The sequence below is a fragment of the Curtobacterium sp. MCBA15_013 genome (assembly GCF_001865095.1).
GTDB lineage: Bacteria > Actinomycetota > Actinomycetes > Actinomycetales > Microbacteriaceae > Curtobacterium.
In genome coordinates, this window is sequence record NZ_MJGQ01000058.1 from 1,113 (window position 1) to 2,823 (window position 1,711).

The 1,711-nt window shown below is 70.5% G+C and carries 3 protein-coding genes; 1 reads left to right on the forward strand and 2 read right to left on the reverse strand.

Features of this window, described 5'->3' with window-relative positions; all coding sequences use genetic code 11:
- A partial coding sequence (locus BIV01_RS20035; RefSeq protein ID WP_175473771.1) for a hypothetical protein occupies window positions 1–185 on the reverse strand: 185 nt, incomplete at its 3' end.
- 71 nt (window positions 186–256) lie between these two features.
- Between BIV01_RS20035 and BIV01_RS16925 the strand changes: the two genes are divergently transcribed.
- The gene (locus BIV01_RS16925; RefSeq protein ID WP_070417317.1) at window positions 257–1,189 is read left to right on the forward strand and encodes an NAD(+)/NADH kinase; all 933 of its coding nucleotides are present in this window, start codon (window positions 257–259) and stop codon (window positions 1,187–1,189) included.
- A 150-nt stretch (window positions 1,190–1,339) separates the two neighbouring features.
- Here the strand turns inward: BIV01_RS16925 and BIV01_RS16930 are convergent.
- A partial coding sequence (locus tag BIV01_RS16930) for a sigma factor-like helix-turn-helix DNA-binding protein (RefSeq protein WP_302847433.1) occupies window positions 1,340–1,711 on the reverse strand: 372 nt, incomplete at its 5' end.

The following is a 1,711-nucleotide window of genomic DNA, read 5'->3' on the forward strand; positions in this document are numbered from 1 at the left end:
CCGTGCGCGTCGAGGACGTCGAGGAAGCGGGGCATCCCGCTGCAGAGCGTGACCGCGGCGACGAGGAGGTGTTCGGCGTCGAGGAAACCGAACCCGGTCTCCAGTGACTCCTGTTCCGCGAGGAGCACGATCTCGCGTCCGTGCCGGAGTGTGGGCAGGGCGACGGAGAGCGTGGCGATCTGCATACATGCAGAATATCTCATGTGTGAGCGGTCCACCAGAGGAGATCCCGGGCGCGATCGGTACGATCGCGACCATGGAGCAGCCCGTCGTCGGACTCGTCGTCCACCCGACCAAGAACGTGCAGGAGTCCGTCGCGACCCTGCAGCGCTGGAACGCCTCCGGCCGCGGACGCCTCGTCGCCCGCCGCGCCGACGTCCAGCGCATCGGCGGCGGGGTCGACGTGATCGGGGACGAGGACTTCACGGAGGAGGTCGACCTCGTCGTCGCACTCGGCGGGGACGGCACGATGCTCGGGGCCATGCGGCTCGTGGCGAAGCGGCCGGTGCCGGTGCTCGGGGTCAACTACGGCAACGTGGGCTTCCTCGTCGAGATCGAGCCGCCCGAGCTCGAGGTCGCGCTCGAGCGGCTGTCCGCCGGCGACTACCAGCTCGAACCGCACCACGCCCTCGAGGCCCGGCTGTTCTGGAGCGGAGCCCGCACCGACTACCTCGCGTTCAACGACCTCACGATCGTGCGACGGCCGGGCGCCGGGCAGGTGTCCGCGGACCTCAGCGTCGGCGGGCTCGGGTACGGCTACTACCGGGCGGACGCCATCGTCGCCGCGACCCCGGCCGGGTCCACCGCGTACAACTACGCCGCCGGTGGCCCCGTCCTCTCCCCCGCACTGTCCGGCTCCGTCGTGACCCCGGTCGCGCCGATGGCCGGGATCGACCGTGCCGTGGTCCTCGCCGCTCGCGAGCGCTACCGGTTCGACATCGCCGAGGGCACCCGCAGCGCAGCGCTCGAGGTCGACGGACTCGTCGTCGGCGAGGTCGCCACCGGTGCGCAGATCGACGTGCGGCTGCGGAAGGACGCCGGCAGCGTGGTCCGCCTCGACGCCGAGCGCCACGGGCGGACCGGACGCGTGAAGCTCAGCCTGCTCGACCTGCCCGTGCGACCGGACCAGCTCATCGAGCTCATCCCCCAGGACCTCCGTCAGAAGCTCGGGCGCGAGGTCGAGGAGTAGCGACCCGCGCCCTGCCCGACCCCGGGAACGTGAATGGCCCGCTCACGCCGAAGCGCGAGCGGGCCGTCCCATCACCCCACCGGATCGTCTTCCCACAGAACGACCCGGTTCCCCGTGCCGGCACTCACGCGCCGGCCGAAGTCCACTGACCTAGTCGGTCAGGTACAGCTGCATGTCCTGCGAGACCGCCTTGGCGAAGAGCCGCAGCTTGGCACGGGACTCCACACGGCTGACCGCCTGGCGGGTCGTGTGGACGATCTTCGAGATCTCGTCGAGCGTCATCGGCTTGTCGTCGTCGAGGCCGTAGCGCATGCGGATCACGTTCGCCTCGTCGCTCGGCAGTTCGGCGACGATCGAGCGGATGTCGCGGTGGAGCAGCGTCGTCTCGGTCAGCTCGTTCGGGGACGCGGCGTCCTCGTCCTCGATGAAGTCGCCGAGCTCGCTGTCGTCCGAGTCGCCGACGACCGTGTGGATCGACACCGGCTCGTGCGAGCGGCCCTTGAGGTCGACGAGCTCGTCGAC